The organism is Flavobacterium proteolyticum (assembly GCF_015223105.1).
GTDB lineage: Bacteria > Bacteroidota > Bacteroidia > Flavobacteriales > Flavobacteriaceae > Flavobacterium > Flavobacterium proteolyticum.
The window spans coordinates 291,990-310,540 of the sequence record NZ_JADFTZ010000002.1; the positions used below are offsets into that span (position 1 = coordinate 291,990).

13 protein-coding genes are annotated in these 18,551 nt (G+C 30.9%); 8 read left to right on the forward strand and 5 right to left on the reverse strand.

What is annotated here, in order from left to right:
- Positions 1-20: 20 nt before the first annotated feature.
- From IM755_RS06745 to IM755_RS06780, 8 genes are all read left to right on the forward strand, one after another.
- Complete coding sequence (locus IM755_RS06745; protein WP_194095027.1) at positions 21-4,016, forward strand: PAS domain-containing protein; 3,996 nt, start codon at positions 21-23, stop codon at positions 4,014-4,016.
- Positions 4,013-5,623: an ATP-binding protein gene (locus tag IM755_RS06750; RefSeq protein WP_194095029.1), complete on the forward strand. Its 1,611-nt coding sequence runs from the start codon at positions 4,013-4,015 to the stop codon at positions 5,621-5,623. Before IM755_RS06745 ends, IM755_RS06750 begins: the two co-directional genes overlap by 4 nt.
- A gap of 2 nt (positions 5,624-5,625) precedes the next feature.
- Positions 5,626-6,546, forward strand: a complete 921-nt coding sequence (locus tag IM755_RS06755; RefSeq protein WP_194095031.1) for a sensor histidine kinase — start codon at positions 5,626-5,628, stop codon at positions 6,544-6,546.
- A gap of 141 nt (positions 6,547-6,687) precedes the next feature.
- The gene (locus tag IM755_RS06760) at positions 6,688-7,113 is read left to right on the forward strand and encodes a response regulator (RefSeq protein ID WP_194095033.1); all 426 of its coding nucleotides are present in this window, start codon (positions 6,688-6,690) and stop codon (positions 7,111-7,113) included.
- Position 7,114: 1 nt separating this feature from the next.
- Entirely contained in the window at positions 7,115-8,074 is a 960-nt protein-coding gene (locus IM755_RS06765) for a response regulator (RefSeq protein WP_194095035.1), read from the forward strand.
- Positions 8,075-8,091: 17 nt separating this feature from the next.
- Positions 8,092-8,478, forward strand: a complete 387-nt coding sequence (locus IM755_RS06770) for a response regulator (RefSeq protein WP_194095037.1) — start codon at positions 8,092-8,094, stop codon at positions 8,476-8,478.
- Between the two features lie 150 nt (positions 8,479-8,628).
- The gene (locus IM755_RS06775; RefSeq protein ID WP_194095039.1) at positions 8,629-13,584 is read left to right on the forward strand and encodes a PAS domain S-box protein; all 4,956 of its coding nucleotides are present in this window, start codon (positions 8,629-8,631) and stop codon (positions 13,582-13,584) included.
- A gap of 75 nt (positions 13,585-13,659) precedes the next feature.
- The gene (locus IM755_RS06780; RefSeq protein WP_194095040.1) at positions 13,660-14,100 is read left to right on the forward strand and encodes a response regulator; all 441 of its coding nucleotides are present in this window, start codon (positions 13,660-13,662) and stop codon (positions 14,098-14,100) included.
- A 7-nt stretch (positions 14,101-14,107) separates the two neighbouring features.
- Here the strand turns inward: IM755_RS06780 and IM755_RS06785 are convergent, their stop codons facing one another.
- Genes IM755_RS06785 through IM755_RS06805 form a run of 5 tightly spaced genes read right to left on the reverse strand, consistent with a single transcriptional unit; the run spans position 14,108 to position 18,549 of the window.
- On the reverse strand, positions 14,108-15,256 hold the full coding sequence (locus IM755_RS06785; RefSeq protein ID WP_194095042.1) for a glycosyltransferase family 4 protein: 1,149 nt from the start codon (positions 15,254-15,256) through the stop codon (positions 14,108-14,110).
- Positions 15,256-15,825, reverse strand: coding sequence for an LbetaH domain-containing protein (locus IM755_RS06790; protein ID WP_194095044.1), 570 nt, complete (start codon positions 15,823-15,825; stop codon positions 15,256-15,258). The genes IM755_RS06785 and IM755_RS06790 overlap by 1 nt, the downstream gene beginning before the upstream one ends.
- 60 nt (positions 15,826-15,885) lie before the next feature.
- Entirely contained in the window at positions 15,886-17,280 is a 1,395-nt protein-coding gene (locus IM755_RS06795; RefSeq protein WP_194095046.1) for a glycosyltransferase family protein, read from the reverse strand.
- Positions 17,281-17,293: 13 nt separating this feature from the next.
- Positions 17,294-18,316 (reverse strand): hypothetical protein, encoded by a 1,023-nt coding sequence (locus IM755_RS06800; protein ID WP_194095048.1) that lies wholly within the window; start codon positions 18,314-18,316, stop codon positions 17,294-17,296.
- Positions 18,310-18,549, reverse strand: a complete 240-nt coding sequence (locus IM755_RS06805) for an acyl carrier protein (RefSeq protein WP_194095050.1) — start codon at positions 18,547-18,549, stop codon at positions 18,310-18,312. The genes IM755_RS06800 and IM755_RS06805 overlap by 7 nt, the downstream gene beginning before the upstream one ends.
- Positions 18,550-18,551: the final 2 nt, after the last annotated feature.

Consider the following 18,551-nt stretch of genomic DNA (forward strand, 5'->3'; position numbering starts at 1 on the left):
CTTTTATCTTCAAACTTATTATGCAAAAAAGTAACACCTTCAATGCCGAAATAATTGATCAAACTGAAACAGTTGCAAAAACAGGAAGTTGGGAATTAGACCTAATATCAAATGAATTGCATTGGTCAAAAGGAGTATACAGAATTTTGGAAATAGAACCTTCAGCTGAAAAATTAAACATTAATGTAGGCTTAGAAGTCATTCATCCTGAAGACAGAGAAATAGCACTCGAAAAAATGACACTGGCAATAAATCAAGGAATCGAATACCGAATCAAAAAAAGATTTATAACCGCCAACAACAAAATCAAACACATCATATCTTCTGGTAAAGTAATTAAAGACGAAAACGACAAGGCTATCAAATTGATAGGAGTATTTCAAGACATCACAGAGTTTGTAGAAACAAATGAAAAAATTGAACTACTCAATAAAATCACTAAAGATGTAATTTTTGATTGGGATATAGAAAATGATGTCTTTAATTGGGGCGAAAGTTTCACACGACTATTTGGACATGATTTTGGAGACAACCCATTTAAACTCGAAGATTGGAATAAATTAATGCACCCTATTGACACTGAAACACATCGAGAAGAATGGTATGCTTTTTTTTATAACCCAAATGCGAGCCAATGGAGCAAAGAATTTCGCTTTAAAAAAAGTGATAATTCATATGCATACGTTGAGGAAAACGCCATTATAATTAGAGACGGCAATGGCAATCCAATTAAAATGATTGGACTCTTAAGAGACATCTCTGCAAGAAAAATCATTAGCATCCAAAAAAAAATACAAAATCAAATTTCCATATTTTTTAAAGAAGAGAAAAAAACAGAAGATATTCTTGAAGATATTCTGCAATATCTAACTAAATACGACGATTTTCTTGCTACTGAATTATGGCTGTTAAACTCCTGCAAAACAAACATCACTTTAAAGAAATGGGCAACCCAAAACGATAACATAAAAAAAAGCTACGAAAAAACATATAATTTTTCTAGATTCACAGAAAACCAAGGACTTCCCGGAATCATCTGGAAAGAAAAAAAACACAAAATCTGGAAAAAAGAAGACATCAACAACTATTTTTTCAGAAAAGAATTAGCTGATGAATTAGAAGTAAAATCACTTCTAGGAGTGCCACTCTTCAACAATAATGACTTCATAGGCTCTTTAGTATTCTTTTCTAAAGACGACCTTACTCTAGACCAAATAAAAATTGAACCTTATCTTTCGCTGAGTCATTATCTGGGATCGGAGATAAAACGCAAAATGAATGAGGAAATGAATACGTTGATGTTTGAAAGCGCACCAGATATTATTGCTATAGCAAATGCTTATGGCCATTTCACAAAAGTAAACCAAGCATTTTGCGATTTATTAGGATATACCGAAGACGAAATAACTTCAAAACCTTATACCTATTTCTTACACCCTGATGATTTAAAAAAATCTGAGGTAGAATATATAGAAACCATATCTGGAAACAGAAAAGCAAATAATTTCGCAAATAGATACCGAACAAAAAACGGAGATTACAAATGGATTTCTTGGAGTTCTTCTGAAATTTTTGGAGATGAAAACAATGCTTTTTCTTATGGTAGAAATATTACAGAGATTACTGAACTACAATACCTCTTTCAAGAAACAGCAAAGTTAGCAGAAATTGGAAGCTGGGAATATTACACCAATACTCAACTGCCCTTTTTCTTTTTATCAAGTGTAGTAAAAGACATCTTAGAACTAGATACGAACGAAAACATAGATCTAGAAACCTTACTGAACTTCACCTACGAAAATGATCGAAAAAAAACAGAAAATGCATTTTATAAATTAATAAATAGGGGTAAAAAATTTGATATCGAATTCCAAATTACAACCAAAAAAGGAAACTCCAAATGGGTAAGATGTATCGGAAAACCCGAATACAACTTTGAAAATAAAATGACCAAAATTCTGGGAAGTATTCAAAATATAACCCATCAAAAAGTAAATGAACTCGATTTAGCGCAAAAAAACATTTTTCTTTCCTCTATCACTAGCGTGATTACAGAATTAATTAATGCCGATGATTGGTACGAATCATTAAGTAAAGTTTTTCAAATAACAGGAAGCAATATCAATGTAGATAGAATTTACTATTTTGAAATAGACGAAACAAATAATGACGAACCTAGAACATGCAGTCAAAAATTAGAATGGACAAAAAAGGACATAGCCCCTCAAATAGAAAATCCAGAATTACAAAGAGTACCAATGGAAGTCTTTACTGATTTTTTCGATCCTTTAATGGAAGGAAAACTAGTTTCTGCAATTACTTCCCAATTACCAGAAGGAAATTTAAAAGATAATGTAACGAGTCAAAACATCAAATCATTTTTAGTTTTACCACTCTTTATCAACAACGAATTCCATGGTTTTATTGGATTTGATGATTGTACTACTGAACGCAATTGGTCAATCAGCGAATTAAGTTTTCTTTCAAATATAGTTTTCAACCTAGCTACTACCATTCAGAGAATTAAAACTAACATCGCACTTCAAAAATCACTAGACGAAAAAAACAATATTTTAGAAAGTATAGGAGATGCCTTTATTTCTCTAGATAAAAATTGGAACATCACCTATTGGAACAACAAAACAGAAAAAATTATTGGACTTAATAGAGCAGAAGTATTTGGTAAAAATTTATGGGAATTATTTCCTCAAATCAAAAATACCATCCAAGAAACAAAATACAAAGAAGCGCTATTAGAACAGAAAACAGTATATTTTCAAACTTTTTTAGACAAGCTCAACTTATGGGTAGAAATTAGTGTATATCCTTCAAAAACAGGATTATCTATCTATTACAAAGACATCACAAACACTAAAGCTTATGAAGATGCCCTAAAAGCTTCAAACGATCGTTTTGAAAAATCTACTTCAGCCACAAATGATGCTATTTGGGACTGGGATATTGAAAAAAACACCATGTATCGTGGTGAAGGTTTTTACAAATCTTTTGGATATAAAGTTCCAAGTTTTATTAATGACACCAACATACTAAACTTAATAAAATCAAGAGTAAGACCTGACCAAGCCGATGAGGTAATCAATTCATTAATAGAAGCAATTAATAATCCTGAAAAACAAAATTGGCACCAGGAATATTGGTATAAAAAAGCAAATGGCGAATATGCTTTCATTATAAACAACGGAGTTATTATCAGAAATGAAGATGGAGTTGCAACACGAATTGTAGGGGCACTACAAGACATTACACACCTAAAAGAACAAGAAGACTCGCTACGCATTCTAAACAAAAAACTAGAAAAACAAACAAAAGCACTACTAAATTCCAATCAAGAGCTAGAACAATTTGCTTATGTAGCTTCTCATGATTTACAAGAACCGTTAAGAATGGTAACTAGTTTTCTTACGCACTTGGAAAAAAAATACGATAATGTGCTTGATGAAAAAGGAAAGCAGTATATTTACTTTGCCGTTGATGGTGCTAATAGAATGCGAAATATTATTCTAGACATTCTAGAATACTCAAGAGTAGGAAAACTAAAAGAAGAAAGCGACAAAATCGATTTGAACAAACTTATTGAGGAAATTTGCAAAATAAACCATCAAACAATAAACGAAAAACAAGCTAAAATTATTTATGACAAATTACCAATAATTAATTCTTACAAAACACCTTTAACTCAAATTTTACATAACTTAATCGGAAACGCTCTCAAATACCAACAAGCTAACAAAATACCTATCATAAAAATTAAAGTTGAAGAAAAAGATAAAAATTGGCATTTTAAAATTAAAGACAATGGCATTGGAATAGATAAAGAATTTCAGGATAAAATTTTTGTAATTTTCCAAAGATTACACACCAAACAAGAATATAGCGGCTCTGGAATGGGACTAGCAATTGTGAAAAAAATTATTGAAAATCTAAATGGAACCATCTGGGTTGAATCCGAAGTAAATAAAGGTGCAACGTTTCATTTTACATTACCAAAAAAATGAACCTACTTAGAAAAATAAATAAATGTTTAGATTACTGGCCAAATCAGCTGGCCATTATATCTTTTTTTATTTTACTTATCATTAATATATTCTTAACCTATAGAATTTACAACAATGAATATGGCAATGAATTAATTAAGGTAAAAGAAGAGTCTTTCAAGATAAAAAACCAATTGGAAGGTACCATCAATTACAGTTCTAACGTAGTTAAAGTAATTAGTTTTATCGCCGAAAAGAATTTAGAAGAACAAGAATTTGAACCTGTTGCAAAAAATCTAGTAGAAAAAAACAAATATGTTGATGGAATTCAATTGGTCAAAGGATTTAAGATTATAAAAACACATCCTTTACTCGGAAATGAAAAAAGTATTGGCTACAACCTTACACTAAACAAACTTCATGAAAAAGCAGCAAAAGATGCAATAAAAAAAAATAAAATATTTTTTGAAGGACCATTCGAGTTAGTTCAAGGCGGAATGGGAATTGTAGGCCGAGAACCTATTTATAAAAATGGTAAATTTTGGGGGTTTTCTGCTGTGATTATTAAAACCGAAACTTTTTTAAAAGCGATTCACTTAGACGACCTTGGGAGCAATTCAAAGTTTGATTATCAAATTGTTCAAAAAGAAAACGATTTAAAAGGTCCTAAGTTTTTTAAAAACAATGCCGATTTTAGCAAAGGAATTATTTACAAATCTTTCTTACCTGCTGGTGATTGGTACTTGTATGTAAAACTTAAAGAACCAAAATATTTAAACAGATCCGTCGAGTTTTTAATTTACGGAATTATTTTAAGCATAATAATTGCATTGTACCTAAGAAAACTAGCAGAAGAACCATTAAAACTGGAAACCTTAGTTGATAAAAAAACTGCCGATTTAGAAAAATTAAATTTAGAATTAGAAAACAGAGCAAAAGAACTTACGAAAGTAAATAAAGAGTTAGAATATTTTGCTTACATCATTTCGCATGACTTGCAAGAGCCACTGAGAATGATTACTAGTTTTTTAACCCAACTAGAGAAGAAATACAATGATGTAATTGACGACAAAGGAAAAAGATACATCTACTTTGCGGTTGATGGTGCTAAGAGAATGAAGAATATTATTCTAGATATTTTAGAATTTTCAAGAGTTGGAAAATACAACGACAAAAAAGAAGCGATTAACTTAAATGAAATCGTTCAAGAAATTGAATCTTTCCATAAACTCGAATTCCCACATGGCAAACTAGTTTATGAAAATCTACCTACTATAAATTCATATAAATCGCCATTAATTCAAATATTTCAAAATCTAATTGGTAATGCTTTTAAATATTCTAAGGAAAATGAAGCCCCAATTGTGTCGGTTAAAGTAATAGAAGAAAACGACAAACAAATTACCTTTGCAATTAAAGACAATGGAATTGGAATAGAAAATGAATATCTGGAAAAAATATTTGTTCTTTTTCAAAGATTACACACAAGAGAAGGCGACAAAGGAAGTGGAATGGGATTAGCCATTGTAAAGAAAATTATAGAAAATCTGAACGGTACCATTTGGGTAGAATCGAAGGTAAATGTAGGCAGTACATTTTACTTTACACTACCAAAAGAAAAGGAATAAAGATGAAATCGGAACTTAAGATAACACTTTTATACATTACCATTGGAATATTGTGGATATTCTTAAGCGACCATTTTGTGCTTTTATTTATCACAAAAAACACCCAAGAACAAATCACTAATTTTCAAAATATTAAAGGCTGTTTTTTTGTTATTTCAACCGGATTGCTCTTATTTACCTTACTTAAAAGACATAATTCTGCCATTCGACAAAAAATTGAAGAACTAAAAGAAAAATCTTCAGAACTTAAAAAAACCAATAACGAACTTGAAAATTACTTTTTTCTGGCTTCTCATGATTTGCAAGAGCCCAATAGAACCATCATTAGTTTCTTAACAAATCTTGAAAAAAAACACAAAAACAGTCTTGATGAACAAGGACACAAATACATCAAATTCGCCATTGATGGTGCGTACTACATGCGCAAAAGTATTTTAAACTTACAACAACACACTAAAATAGGTAAAAACTTAAATTACAAAAACATAGATCTAAATCTGGTCATTAACAACATACTAAAAGAATATGAAAATACGTTAACACCCGATAATATAACCTTATCTAGGCTACCTATTATAAAAACAGATGGAAATTTAATATACCTAATTTTTAAAAATTTAATTGAAAATGCAATTAAATTTAAAAAAGATAATGAAAAGCTACACATCTCAATTACTTACAAAGAGCACCCTGATCATTGGGAATTCACTTGTTCAGATAATGGTATCGGAATTGATGAAGAGTATCATGAAAAAATTTTTCAATTATTCCAACGCTTGAATTCAAACATTGAAAATAAAGGAACTGGCGTAGGTTTATCAATTACTAAAAAAGCAGTTGAAATTTTAGGAGGAAAAATTCAAATTGATGCAACTCGAAATCAAGGCAGTTCATTTTATTTCACATTACCAAAAAAGCAATAAAACACCAAGTTTAATCAATTTAAAATCAAAATTATATAAGAAAAAAGAGATAAAAAAATGATATTTAACTCTTTTTTTGATTTTTTTTTAGAGAAATTAAAGTATCTTTATAAAACAAACAACAAAACTACCCCCATAGCTATGAAAAAAAATCAAATCTTACTAGTAGAAGATAACGAAGGAGATATCGTTTTAACTTCAGAAGCTTTTGAAGAATGTGGCTGTAAAACAAATATTCAAGTAGCTCGAAATGGTAAAGAAGCCATTAATATCTTGTTTGATCAGAGTGACGATGCCCAATTGCCAGATTTAATTCTCCTAGACATTAATTTACCTTTATTGAACGGACATGAGGTATTAAAAAAAATTAAGGAAAATGAAAAAACACAGTACATTCCAGTTGTAATTTTAACAACTTCTTCTGCTATCAGCGATATCAACTTAACTTACGAAAATTTTGCTAATTCCTTTATTACAAAACCCGCTGATATTAATGATTTTTTTGAAACAATTAATAGTTTAAGCAACTATTGGTTTAACATTTGTAAATTACCAGCTAAGAAATGATATGTTTGTAGACGAAAGAAAGTATAATATTATAGTCATCGAAGACAACTTTGGCGATTTTTTCCTTTTAGAAGAATATGTAAGTGAAAAAATCAAAAATCCTACTATTAAGCATCTAGAACGATTTAGTGAACTAAATGACTTCAAAGACGAAGTGGGCCAGTATGATATTATTTTTTTAGACCTTTCATTACCTGACAAAAGCGGATCAGAGTTAGTAGAAAGTGTACTAAAAATTGCAAAAAATATCCCTGTAGTAGTATTAACAGGATATTCAGATTTTTCGTTTGCTTTAAAAGCAATTGCATTAGGAGCTTCAGATTACCTCTTAAAAGATGAACTTAACAGTGTAACCCTTTACAAAAGTATCGTATACAATATCGAACGCTTTAAAAACATAATTAAAATTAAAGAATCGGAACAATTATACAACGACTTATTCGAACTAAGTCCGCAACCTATTTTTGTAATTGATGCCGCAACTTTACAAATTTTAGATGTAAACCAAGCCTGTGAAAAATTGTACGAATTTAAAAAGGAAGAATTATTAAATCAATCTATTACAACTATTTTTAAAGACGAGGAAACTATTTTTGACAACCATCAAACCATAATTACACAAACCCATCAAAAAAAGAACAAAGAGAAAATCATCTCCGAAGTAAAATATAATAAAATCATCCATAACAATAAAGAAGCAATAATAATCGTAAGTAATGATATCACGAAAAGTATTGAACATCTTAATGAAATCGAAAGTCAAAACACAAAGTTAAAGGATATCGCTTGGATTCAATCCCACATTGTTAGAGCACCACTTACAAATATTTTAGGACTTATTCAATTAATAAATGAAACCGAATCCGTAAAAGATAAAGAATTGCTTCTTCACCTGAACCAATCAGTACAAGAACTAGATAACAGCATCAATGAAATAGTAAATAAAACGCATGCTATGTAACTAAAAAATCTTTGCCTATGAAAAAACACATTTTCATAATAGATGACGATCCAATTTCTACTATAATTCTAAAAAAAAATTTAGAACTTATTGCAGTTTTTAAAGGAATTGAAACATTTAATAACGGTAAAGATGCTTTTAACTTTTTAGAAAAAGAATATCAAAAAGAAGATAAATATATAATTTTCCTTGACCTCAATATGCCAGAAATGAACGGATGGGAATTCCTAGACAAAGTAAAGCATGTGATTTCATCACATAACACAACAATTTATGTACTCACTTCGTCTATCAACAAAGCAGATATGGAAAAAACAACGCAATTTTCATTAATTGAAAAATACATATCAAAACCTATTGATAAAAAGATACTAATTGAAATTAAAGAAAAATACAAATTGTAAAATAAATAGAAATACCCCACCCACTTCCAAAATCGACCTACTTTAAAATCTGGACTATATTCAATAAAATTAAAAATAAAAAGTTGACAATCAATAAATTATCACTAATTTAAGCATCGAAACTTTAGTTCAATATAAAAGCAATTAATAATGAGTAAAGACCATTTAAACTATAATCTTTTCAACCTTAACCCTTTACCATCGTGGATATACAACTTTCAAACGTTCCAAATTCTAGATGTAAATATTGCTGCCATTGAAAACTATGGATATTCAAAAGAAGAATTTCTGGAGCTAACCATTAAGGACATTAGACCTCCGCATGAAATAGAAAAACTTCTTAATGCTCATGCAACTATTAAAAACCAAAATGGAAATATCTATTTTGGCGTTTTTACCCATTTAAAAAAAGATGGAACACTTATTCAAGTAGAAATTAATGGTCATAAAATCGATTTCAACAACCAAGAGTGCATATTGGTTGTTTGCCAAGATATTACCAAAAGAATTGAACAAGAAGAACTAATACTGCAAAGTGAACAACGCTTCAAATCCTTAGTACAAGAAGGGGGCGACATGATAAGCATTATTGACGCAGATGGTAAATATAGTTATACAAGCCCTACAACAACCGCTATTTTAGGAATAACTCCTGAAGAGTTTCAAGGCAATACAATTTTTGATTTTATCCATCCTGAAGATATCGAGAAAGCTTCAAACTACATGCTAAGAATAGCTAAAGAAAAAAAAGTAATCGTAGAACCTTTCAGACTTAAAGATGGTAATAACGAATGGAGATGGATTGAAACAGTGTTAACCAATATGATTGACAATCCTGCCATTAGAGGAATTGTTGCCAATTCTAGAGATATTACAAAACAAAGAGAAGAAGAGCAACTACTAAGGCTGCTAAGTAGCGTAGTAACAAATACTAAAGATTCAGTCGTAATTACAGAGGTAGAACTCATTGATTATTCTGGACCCAAAATCATATACGTAAATGATGCTTTCACGAAAATGACAGGTTATGATGCTGCTGAAGTAATTGGAAAAACAACTAAAATCCTTCACGGCCCAAATACCGATCATGAGGAACTTAAAAAATTGAGCAGAGCTATTGAAAATTGGGAATCCTACGAAATCACAACAGTAAATTACAAAAAAAACGGAGAAGAGTTTTGGAATAATTTTAAAATATCGCCTGTAGCTGATGAAAAAGGAATATATACCCATTGGATAGCCATACAAAGAGACGTAACAGAGCAAAAACAAAAAGAACTTGAAAAAGAACTTTTAGGAAAAATAAGTCTAGACTTCTCTTCCGAAAAAAATTTATTAGCATCTTCTAAATTACTTTGTCAAACTATTTGCGACTATGGCCGATTTGACCTTGTGGAATTATGGATGCCAAATATCGAAAATACATTACTACAATTGATCACAAATAATGTAGCTTCTTCAAATGCAACTTCATTTTCTGAATTAACAAAAGAAGTACAAAACTTTAAACTAAACGAAGGTCTTCCTGGAACAGTATGGAGCAAAAAGAAGACCTTACTTTGGGAAGAAATTAACACGAATAATGATTTTATTCGCAAAGAAGCCGCTGAAAAAACGGCACTTAAAAATGCAGCTGGTTTTCCGCTAATTCAAAACAACAATATTGTAGGGGTATTACTAATAGCCACACAAAAAGAAATAAATCATTTAAAAAAACACATCAAACTTTTTGAACATTTAAAGCAATTCATAGGATCAGAAATCAACCGAAAAAAACTAGAAAACGATTTAGATTATTTATACAACACCATCCCTGATTTACTATGCGTAACAGATTTTGAAGGTAAATTTTTAAAAATAAACAAAGCAGCTTGTGACTTATTAGGCTATACAGAAAACGAAATTCTGCACCAACCCTTTAACAAATTTGTCCATCCGGATGACAAAAACCGATCTATTGAAGAACTTGAAAATACCACTAAAGGACAAACAACTTTAAGATTTGAAAATAGATACATAACCAAAACCGGAAAAGTAATTTGGCTAAGCTGGACATCTAGAACTGCTTCGGAGGTTGGACTAATTTATGCCACTGCAAAAAACATTACCGAGGAAAAAAAGATAAAAGAACTCAACAGACAAACACGCGAACTTGCCAAAGTGGGCGGCTGGGAATACAATTTAATTGAAAACCATTTATTCTGGTCAGTAGAAGTACATCGTTTACACGAAACAGATCCAAACACATTCATTCCAGATGTAAATACAGCCATAAACTTTTACAAAGAAGAGCATAAAGCTTATGTTACAGAATGCATAACCAAAAGCATTACAGAAGGAGCCTATTTAGATTATGAAGCTATTATCATCAATAAAAGTAACAAAGAACGATGGATAAGAGTAATTGGAAATCCTGAATATGAAAATGGTACATGCGTAAAATTTGTAGGTAGTTTTCAAGACATAACCGATCGTAAAGAAACAGAAGAACGATTACAAAACATATCAGATAACATTCCGGGAGTAGTTTATCAATACCTACTTCATCCTGATGGCAGCGAAGAAATTAAAAATGTAAGCAAAGGCGCAGAAAAAATTTGGGGATATACAGCCGATACAATTACAAACAATATTGACTTAGCATGGAATCAAATCAAAGCAGGAGGCGATTTTGAGGCAGTAAAGCAAAGCATTGTTGATTCTATCATAAACAGAACAAACTGGTCAATTAAATTCCGTTCGGTTGCTCCTAATGGAGAAAAACGTATGCTTCAAGGTTATGGAAAACCTGAATTTTCTATAGACGGCACCATTCTTTTTAATTCCATTTTATTAGATATTACGCAAGAAACTCAAAACGAAGAACTATTAGCGCAAGTAACCAAATTAGCCAAAATAGGAAGTTGGGAACTTGATTGTATAGAAAATAAAATGTATTGGTCAAACACCGTGTACGAACTTCATGAAACCGACCCTAAAACGTTTATACCCAATTTAGAGGATGGTATCAATTTCTACAGAGAAGATTTTAGACAAATGGTGGCAGAAAAAACAGCAATAAGTTTAGAAACGGGAATACCTTTTGATTTCGAAGCCATTATAGTGACAGACAAAAACAAAGAACGTTGGGTAAGATGCATAGGAAATGCTGAAATGAAAAATGAAAAATGCATACGTTTATATGGAAGTTTTCAAGACATTCATGACCAAAAAATAGTAGAACTACAAAAAAACAGCCTACAAAACACTCTAGAAAACAGTTTAAATGAGATTTATCTATTTGATGCAGATACTTTTCAATTTATTTACGTTAACAAAGGTGCAATAAATAATATTGGTTATACTGCAGATGAAATAAAAAAACTAACACCATTAGATATTAATCCCGATTATAAACTAGCTTCGTTTAAAGATCTGGCTAAGCCTTTAATAAACAAAGAAAAGGAAAAACTAATCTTTTTTACAAACCATCAAAGAAAAGATGGCACTCTTTACCCAGTAGAAGTGCACTTACAATTAGTTACAGAAAATAACCAAAGAAGATTTTTAGCTATAATAGTTGATATAACAGAACGTAAAAGAACCGAAAAAGAAATTAGTGATAGCGAAGAAAAAAGAAAATTAATCATGAGTGGCGCATTAGATGCCATCATTTGTATCGACACGACAGAAGCTATTACTTTTTGGAACAAGCAAGCCGAAGAAATTTTTGGTTGGAAGGAAACAGAAGCACTTGGGCAACAACTATCCGAACTAATTGTACCTGAACCATTTCGAAAATACCATAGAGAAGGCATGAAACACTATCTCAAAACAGGTGAAGGAAAAGCACTAAATGTACTATTAGAATTAAGTGCCATCAAACGAAGTGGCGAAGAATTTCCAATAGAATTAACAGTAATTCCCATAAAACAAGGAGAAGATTTGTTTTTCTGTGCCTTCATTAGAGATATAACAGAACGTAAAAAATCAGAAACGAGTATTCTACAAGCAAAAGAACGCTTTGAAAAAGTAACAGAAGCAACTAATGACGCTATTTGGGACTACGATGTGGCAAACAATACGCTGTTTTGGGGGAAAGGGTTTCAAACCTTATTCGGTTACGACTTGGAAGTCACCAAACCATCATTTGAACTATTAGCTTCATTAATCCACGAAGACGATAGAGAACGCATCACAAGCAAAATAGGGCAATACATGCAAGATCCAAATCTCAAAAACTGGCACGAAGAATATAGATTTACAAAAGCAGACGGATCTATAGCTTATGTAATTGATCGCGCTACATTTTTAAGAAATAATCTTGGAAAAGTAGTACGAGTGATTGGAGCTATGACTGATATTTCAGAACAAAAAAATCATGAAGCCCAACTCATTGCCTTGAACGAATCATTACAATCGTATGCCAAAGAACTAGAACGATCTAACGAAGAATTAGAACAATTTGCTTTTATTACATCTCACGATTTACAAGAACCGCTACGAATGATTTCAAGCTTCATGGATCAGCTAAAACGCAAATATGAGGACAAATTAGATGACAAAGCACTACAATACATAGAATTTGCTACAAACGGTTCAAAACGTATGAAGCAAATCATCTTAGATCTTTTAGATTATTCTAGAGCAGGAAGACCAACAGATTTAATTGAAAAAGTAGACATCAATGAAATAATTACGGATTTCAAACTATTAAGAGGAAAAATTATTGCTGAAAAATCAGCAGTGATTACTTCCGATGCTATTCCAGTTATTAAAACCTATAAAACAGGAATTACTCAGGTATTCCACTCACTATTAGACAACGCTATTAAATATTCAAAAAAAGAAGAAGCTCCAAATATTAAAATTACTTGTAAAGAAGAAAAAGACAAATGGACATTTGCAGTAAAAGATAACGGTATAGGTATTGACCCTAAATTCTATAGTAAGATTTTCATTATTTTCCAACGCCTTCATAATCGCGAAGAATACGAAGGAACAGGTATTGGGCTCTCTATAGTCAAACGCCATATCGATTTCTTAGGAGGTAAAATTTGGGTAGAATCGGAACTAGAAAAAGGAACAACATTTTATTTTGAAATCCCTAAAACAAATGAACATTAAGTTGAAAAAAACATATAAGTACAAACACGTCGAATAAAAAGAAATAAGTAGATTATAATTTAAAAACGAAGTAAAATGGACTCAAAAAAAACAGCACATATTCTTTTGGTAGAAGATAATGAAGGAGATATATTACTTACGATTGATGCTTTTGAAGAAAGTAAAATAAATACAGAAATCAGTGTAGCAAGAAACGGTCAAGAAGCTTTAGACTTTTTATACAACAGAAGTAATTTCATTGAAGCTAAAAGACCAGACCTTATACTTTTAGACATTAATCTACCCATTTTCAACGGACACGAAGTACTAAAACAAATTAAAACAGATCTTAATCTAAAGAAGATTCCTGTTATAATGCTCACTACATCTTCTTTTGCAAACGATATTAGTCAAGCCTACGAAAACAATTGCAACAGTTATGTAAAAAAACCATTAGATATGGATGATTTTCTTGAAGCTATATTAAAAATAGAAAATTTCTGGCTAGAGATTTGTACATTACCTGGTAAAGTCTAATCAAATATCAAAAAAGCAGTATTTTTTTGTAAAAATCTATATTATTTTGAGCGATTTCATGTAGAGCAAACTTTTCCGAAACAAATCGCTTTGCTTGTTTTGCAATTGCTTGTGCTTTTTCAGGATTACTTAAAACTTCAACGATGGCATTCGCAATATCTTTTGGTTCATGAGGATTGCATAACCAACCGGTTTCACCATCAGTAATTACTTCTGGACCTGGTCCTAACTTAGTAAAAACAACAGGTTTCTCCATTGCCATGGCTTCTGGAGCTACTAATCCTAGAGTTTCCATATGGGAAGGAAATACACAAACCGCTGCTTTTGCATAAGCATTTGGTATTTCAGTAAAGGAAACAGCACCATGAAAAACAACATCCTTAGCATATTCACCCAATTTTGGCAACTCTATTTCTTTCAACATTTTGATATAAGAACTACCATCAGGAAACAACCAATCTCTTCCATACAAATTCAAAATAGCATTTGGAAATTGCTCTTTTACTAATGGAAAAGCTTGAATCAACTGACGTACACCTTTCTTCTCACAAATAGTTCCCGCAAAAGTTATATTATTAGGTTCAATTGCTACGTTTTTAGGTTGAAACAATTGGCTATTAATGGGGTTAAAAATAACTTCAATTGGTTTGTTATGATAACTCAAATAGGTTGCAGTATGGCTTTTAACATAATTAGAAACCGCGATAAAAGCAGCTGCCTTTTTAAAAGAACGCTTTTCTTGAAATCCTTTCCACCAATTGATTCCTCTATTTTCTCCTTCAGCAAAAAAATGATGACCACCATGTAAGCGAATGATGTATTTTATCTCTTTAATTTTAGGTAAAAACGCAAGAGACAATTCGGCTCCTTCTACGATATCAATTGGATTTTTTTTATGAATGGCTGCAATAGTTTTCCCGATATTTTTTGAATTGAAATACCAAGCTAATCCTTTTACTTTACTTTTTCGTATTCGAATAACGTTAACACCATTAACATTTTCGATTTCATCAGAAAAAACATAATTCAAACCCACAACGGTAACCTGAACTCCTTTAGCTACTAAAGTTTCCGCCATAGTTTTTACAAAACTACCCAAGCCTCCGTGTGGAAAGCCTGCTTTTGGATATTCGTTAGTTAGGAAACAGATATGCATTAGTTTTGATTATTTTTAATAGTTACCACAGTGTTATCTGGAATATCTTTAGTGACTAAAACATGGGCTCCAATAATTACATTATTACCTATATTTAATTCTCCAATTATTGAAGAATTCGCATAAAGTGTAACATTATCTCCGATAATATTACCTGCTCCACTTCCATTCTTCTTATGTCCGATAGTACACCCTTGATGAATAATAAATCCTTTACCTATTTTATTTCTACTACCAATAACGGTTCCTTGTCCGTGGGTAACATTAAATCCAACATCTATTCGATTATTAAAATATATTTCGCATGAACATAGTTCTTTTAATAACCAATGAATTTGAGGCTTTAATTGTTCTTCATTATTAATATGCAAAATTTCTCCTAATCGAAACAAAAAAACAGCTAAGTCATTACTATTAGTAATGATACGATTCTTAACTTCCTCATCTGAAATTTTACTATGAAATTTCACATCTGCAACTGTTTTATGAAATGCTTCAATTATATATTCATCCTTTATAGGTTGAGGTTGAAATACTTTTTTTAATAAGAAATTTACAAAATTTATCATCATCTTAATATATAGATTACTAAAATGAAATTCAATTCATTCCAAAATCAATTAATAAATTTATTGAACAATAGCCTCACTTAGAAGAGTACTATTTTTATCCAACGGATAATTAACAATACGCTGCATCCATTTCTTTCTATCAGGTCCGGTTTCCTCAGGATGATTAATAGCTAAAATTATTTTACGTGAAATATCTATTTTACTATTAATCCAACCTACAGCTTCTAATCCCTCCATACTTTTAAAATGTTGAAATCCATAACACATGGCAACTTTACAAGTTGAATTTTCAACAGGATCATAATTCAAATATAAACAGGGCTTATCGTAAACAGCAAAATCATGAGCCATTGTACTTCCTAAATTAATAACAACATCTGAATGTTTGGAAGTATTAACTAATAAATATACATCATTAAAAGCTGGATATATACTAGAAAAAGAATTACCAGAACCTGCATCCATTCTCCAATCAGGATCAATTGGAAAAACAAAACTCTTATATTTTTCTATTATATTATCAAATCGATTTGTTTTATCAACTGGACATTTTCTAAACAGTATTTGAGGTCGAATTGATTCATCAATTTTTGAAACTTCTTCACAAATATCTTCTAAATAATTTGGTTCATAAGGTGATGTTGCATCATTTGCTGAAAAACAAACTGTCTTTTTGTTGATATCCAAACCATGTTTACTAAAAAACAATTCTTTTGATTCAATAAATTCATCTCTAAAATAGAATTCAAATTGAGGCGATCCTACCACCTTAATTTGTTCCATTTTGATTTCAGGATAAAGCAATGTTAGTTGATTCTTCATTAAATCAGACCAAACCAAGTATTTATCATATCTTGAAATCAAACGTGCTTTTGGCACATTGTCCCATGAAAAAATTACAGTTGCTGTTCGAATTTTTTTCTTCTTAGCAACAGCAATAATTGGAGCACTTATTGGGGCACGTTGATGTAAGTTTAAAATATAATCGGGATTTAATTGCTCGATATCTTTTGCAATCTTTTCGAAAATAGCATCTTTAGAAATTTCGGCATCATACAACGCTTCCATTTTTAAAATTAAATTGTAATTCCAAGAAAAAACGGTTCCCAAAACTTCTGCCAATCGATACAACATTTTTTGTTTTAGGCTTTTTTGGTTGCGATTCCAAAAATCCATTACAGTAGGATTCTTTAATATTTTAGTATTAACCTTCAAACGGGCATAAGCCAAACTTTCTCGTAAAAGTCGGGCTTTTGGTTTTTCTATAAAATGAGGGATAGCTTTGATTTCTGTCAAAGTAGGTTGCACTCTTTTTACTTCTTCAATAGCCGCATTTGATATTTGATGGTAAAGAACTACCTCAACACCTTTTGCTTGCAATTCGTTTATAAAACTCGAATACAAATAATTTCTAACCGCTACACCATCTGGTACTATTAATACAACTCTCATCTATAAATTTTAGCTAGGATTGGGGAATAAAATTAGGTCTATCTTGGTCACCATCTCCTTTAAAAATTAAAAAATCTTGTTCGGAAGTGGTAAAATAATGTATCGCTGTATTTTCTTGAACAAACGGCTCAAAATAATTTGGAATGCAATTCAAATCAGCATCTGTTTTTAATTGGAATCCTGCTTGTTCAATGACATCTAACTGTAATCCGCCAGCGTAAAGATCAACATATTCATAATCATTTTTTTTCATTACCTGTTGAATCGCATATCCAATTCCTGCTAATTGCGTATAATCTCCAATGAAATCAACTATTCTTAGTACTTTTACTCCATTATAAGCAACTTCTCTTGTAATTAGAATCGAATTTAGCTGTCCCAAATTTTCATCAATACCAAAAATTTTATACTGATAAACGGGATGATTGAAATAGCGCTTTTCTAGATACCAAGCGTCTTTATATGGTAATGCTTCAGAAAAAGATGATATATCAAAATGCGCTTGTAAATCGGAAAAAGTATTAAATTCCTTGAAAGAAACTTTAATGTTTTCTACAAATTCTGGAATTTCTTTGGAAACAATTTTTGCAATATTATACGATTCTTTATCATTCAATCTATAATAATGATTCAATTTTCCGGTCTTAAAACGTAAGAATTGATAAATTGGAATGGTCTTAGGAGCTATCCCACATGAAGAAAAGATTTTACAATCAGATTGTGTATGTAAGTATTCTAAAATCTTGATTCCCAACATCGGGTCATCAGTTTTGATTACTTTCCATATAGAACCCCAAATACAACTGTTTTGATAGGCTTCTGTGTTTTTTATAAAACCACAAAGTCCTACAATTTTATTATTTGTAACATCAATCGCTAAAGCGAAATTAATACGTTCTCCACATTGGTATTCGTAAAGAAAAAAAGACTTATTGGTTGCCAATAGATGACCTTCTTTCCAATTTTCATTAATGAAAGTCATTATAGCATCAACATCTTCTAATGTTGCAAAGCGTATGAGATGTTTGTCTAACATTTAGAACTAATACAAGCTACAATTGCACCTACATTTTCCCAACCTTGAATTTCCATAGTGGTAAATCGAATACCAAAATGATTTTCAAAAGCTACCACTAATTGAATATGTGTTAATGAATCCCAACCATCTACATCAGCTGCTGTGGTTTCATTAGTTAAAACGATGTCTTCGTTATCTAAAATATCAATAAAAATTGCATTAATATCTTTTAATATTTGTTCTCTTTCCATAC

What these genes read in the sequence shown, in the direction of transcription:
- IM755_RS06775 (WP_194095039.1), top strand. Translation starts at nt 8,629, where the DNA reads ATGAGTAAAGACCATTTAAACTATAATCTTTTCAACCTTAACCCTTTA.
- IM755_RS06800 (WP_194095048.1), bottom strand. Translation starts at nt 18,316, where the DNA reads ATGTTAGACAAACATCTCATACGCTTTGCAACATTAGAAGATGTTGAT.
- IM755_RS06755 (WP_194095031.1), top strand. Translation starts at nt 5,626, where the DNA reads ATGAAATCGGAACTTAAGATAACACTTTTATACATTACCATTGGAATA.
- IM755_RS06785 (WP_194095042.1), bottom strand. Translation starts at nt 15,256, where the DNA reads ATGCATATCTGTTTCCTAACTAACGAATATCCAAAAGCAGGCTTTCCA.
- IM755_RS06750 (WP_194095029.1), top strand. Translation starts at nt 4,013, where the DNA reads ATGAACCTACTTAGAAAAATAAATAAATGTTTAGATTACTGGCCAAAT.
- IM755_RS06805 (WP_194095050.1), bottom strand. Translation starts at nt 18,549, where the DNA reads ATGGAAAGAGAACAAATATTAAAAGATATTAATGCAATTTTTATTGAT.
- IM755_RS06770 (WP_194095037.1), top strand. Translation starts at nt 8,092, where the DNA reads ATGAAAAAACACATTTTCATAATAGATGACGATCCAATTTCTACTATA.
- IM755_RS06765 (WP_194095035.1), top strand. Translation starts at nt 7,115, where the DNA reads ATGTTTGTAGACGAAAGAAAGTATAATATTATAGTCATCGAAGACAAC.
- IM755_RS06745 (WP_194095027.1), top strand. Translation starts at nt 21, where the DNA reads ATGCAAAAAAGTAACACCTTCAATGCCGAAATAATTGATCAAACTGAA.
- IM755_RS06780 (WP_194095040.1), top strand. Translation starts at nt 13,660, where the DNA reads ATGGACTCAAAAAAAACAGCACATATTCTTTTGGTAGAAGATAATGAA.
- IM755_RS06760 (WP_194095033.1), top strand. Translation starts at nt 6,688, where the DNA reads ATGAAAAAAAATCAAATCTTACTAGTAGAAGATAACGAAGGAGATATC.
- IM755_RS06790 (WP_194095044.1), bottom strand. Translation starts at nt 15,825, where the DNA reads ATGATAAATTTTGTAAATTTCTTATTAAAAAAAGTATTTCAACCTCAA.
- IM755_RS06795 (WP_194095046.1), bottom strand. Translation starts at nt 17,280, where the DNA reads ATGAGAGTTGTATTAATAGTACCAGATGGTGTAGCGGTTAGAAATTAT.